The sequence below is a fragment of the Microbulbifer okhotskensis genome, assembly GCF_023895975.1.
Classification (GTDB): Bacteria; Pseudomonadota; Gammaproteobacteria; order Pseudomonadales; family Cellvibrionaceae; genus Microbulbifer; species Microbulbifer okhotskensis.
In genome coordinates this window covers 1-2,551 of record NZ_JALBWM010000234.1, presented here as the reverse complement: position 1 = coordinate 2,551, position 2,551 = coordinate 1, and the positions used below count along the sequence as shown (strand labels likewise).

The following is a 2,551-nucleotide window of genomic DNA, read 5'->3' as shown; positions in this document are numbered from 1 at the left end:
TCGACTTTTCTTCTACCTTTTGCTGTGCAAGGACAAGTCGAGCTTCGGACGCAAACGGTGATAGCTAAGCCCCCAAAAAAGCAACCTACAGTGTTCGCCATTTGTAAAACCGCATTCAATATCGACAAATTCCATATGCGCCCACGGGATATTGCAGGTGGTTATATACCCTTTGTCACCACCAAAATATCAGAAACCTCTACCGGGGATCTCTATCCCATTCCACTAGGTATTAGCAAACGTGCGTGCGTATATTGCTGATCAACAAGACAAATGGCGAAAAAAATCCTTACCACCATAACTGATCTGACAACAATCTTTTAGAAAATACATAAAATCATGCGGCTAAAGTTATTGATCAAGGTTTAATGAACAACATTTCAGTTAAGAAAATTTGCGAAAGAGCACTTGGCAGAAAAGCGCTTCAAAATGACGTCTCAAAGCCGCTGCTACAAGTCCAAGCCTGAAACCCAATCAGTGGCTTTAAAAACACAGACAAGGGACTTTGGCGAAGGAAAAGGTAGCATTTCCAGCGCTACATCTATCGCCTAGAAGCTATTTCAGCCCTCGCTGGAGAACACTTCGGTGAAAGCAAACAACAACTAATGGTTATTTATTTTCAACTCTTCGAAATCACTGTAAACTACACCTCAGAGAATGAAAGTGGTGAAAAAACTTTCCGGATGGTTATTAATTGGCCACCTAATGGAGCCTCCCCCCTAGTTTCTCCATGTAATTCTAGGAGTGAATATACCTCCCTTTTTTGGCAAGTAATGGGTTGATCATGATTTACTGTATAGAGAAAATTGAGAATGCTTTTCTTGAGTATTTTGAAAAAAATGTGCTGGATTTATTAGACCGGAAAATAAAGCTCATAGACATAGGTATATTTCCATGGCATTCCAGAGTGGAAATATCTTTTTATCTATCGGATGAAAAATCAGCCATTGACGATGTAGCCGCATGGAAACTTTATGATCACGGTAGTATGTACGAGGGGGGCTGGGATTCAGGGCTGGCAATAGCAAAAGACCTTGAAGCAGAGTGGAAGAAGGATAACGATATACTACCATTTATTTTTGACTTTTCTAGTGCAATAACGTCAAGCAAAGTGAGAGGTAGCATAAAAAAATATAACCTTGACGAAGATTTTAGTCTTCAAATACTAAATCCTGACTCAATCGATTCTAAGAATTATTGCGAGTGGCTACCATAGACGTTTCCCAGCATTTAATTCGGTGTTCATTGCGATTTAAACCATTTCGGAAGCTATATATCTAGTCAATGTACGTTATGGAACCCCGCACACAACCTTGTTGAAAGTCAAATTATTTAACGCGCACAACTAAATATACTTCAGCTCGCCTGGTGCGTTTAAAATCAATTTCTTTGTGCAGATGGCAAGACAAAAATACTGGCTTTTATTGAAACCAGCATTCCAAGATAAATACCATTGAACTAAAGGGTTCAAACATCTACCGCTAGTCGATGCTTAACCAATGCAGGTTTTAGCTGTTGCACAACAAATTTAAAATCACTGATAAAGAATACACCTAAGTTAGATGATTGCCAGACCCACAATAACTTGCGATAGTATCCACGGCAATCCATTTCCCTGTTTCTGGCAGAGAATTAATCGGGCCGAAAATCAAATACTAAAGAGGATCCAATACATGACAAAATCAAAGGTAATTTCTATTGAAGAGGGATTTTCTCGGGTTAAATTCCTCAACGAAAGAACTCCGGAAACAACTAGCGAAGAGGCTAAAAATGCTTTTTCATTATTATCCCATTATAGGGATGGGGGTATCTATATTTCCTATTATTCCGGCTATAGCGAGTGGGAAAAGCACCCCAACGGCGATGAATTTGTTCAAATTTTGGAAGGAAAAACCACCTTGATCCTACTCAAAAACAGTCAAGAATTACACAATGAATTAATAGGCGGGCAGATATTCGTTATACCGAAAGGAGTTTGGCATCGCTTTGAATCGCCTGACAGTGTAAAAGTTATGACCATCACCCCGCAACCCACAGTACATAGTGTTCGCAAACCCAGTCGTAAAAAATAACCAGCCGCGGGGCTACCTAAGACACGCCTATTCTTTGTGCGATATCTGTGGACTTTAGATGTCAATTCAATTTACCCGGCGTTGCCTGTTCAGGGAAACGTCGATTCAACCAATACGGACATCAATAGATTAAAAAAGGCTCTTAGTGCGTTTGTGCTCGATCCACCTTGTTTGGAGCTGAAGGTTTTCCTCATGCTGGCGGTTCTCTGCGCTTAAAGGTCCAGGCTCAGCTTCACCACATTCGCTGGGACAGCACTGCGCAGTACTTTCAATTGAGGAGATTCATGACTTCCCTACGCGAACTTTCACCTTCATTACGCACTGCCCTTGAAAAGCCATATCGTACATTCTCAGGGTATCCACGTTCACAAAATTTAATCGGCTGTCCATGCTGTATTTCGGATATAGATTGTCATAACTTGAATGCTAGATTGCCAACATAAGCGACACACGCTTACCCACTAGAAATTCCAGCGGGC

The 2,551-nt window shown here is 40.9% G+C and carries 3 protein-coding genes; all 3 read left to right on the top strand.

Annotation, left to right across the window (positions count from 1 at the left end; all coding sequences use genetic code 11):
- Positions 1–261, top strand: a 261-nt coding sequence (locus MO867_RS21525; protein WP_252472967.1) for a hypothetical protein, incomplete at its 5' end; no start/stop codon positions are given.
- A 523-nt stretch (positions 262–784) separates the two neighbouring features.
- The gene (locus MO867_RS21520; protein WP_252472965.1) at positions 785–1,216 is read left to right on the top strand and encodes a hypothetical protein; all 432 of its coding nucleotides are present in this window, start codon (positions 785–787) and stop codon (positions 1,214–1,216) included.
- A 457-nt stretch (positions 1,217–1,673) separates the two neighbouring features.
- Entirely contained in the window at positions 1,674–2,072 is a 399-nt protein-coding gene (locus MO867_RS21515; protein WP_252472963.1) for a cupin domain-containing protein, read from the top strand.
- The last annotated feature ends 479 nt before the right edge of the window (positions 2,073–2,551 follow it).

What these genes read in the sequence shown, in the direction of transcription:
- MO867_RS21520 (WP_252472965.1), top strand. Translation starts at nt 785, where the DNA reads ATGATTTACTGTATAGAGAAAATTGAGAATGCTTTTCTTGAGTATTTT.
- MO867_RS21515 (WP_252472963.1), top strand. Translation starts at nt 1,674, where the DNA reads ATGACAAAATCAAAGGTAATTTCTATTGAAGAGGGATTTTCTCGGGTT.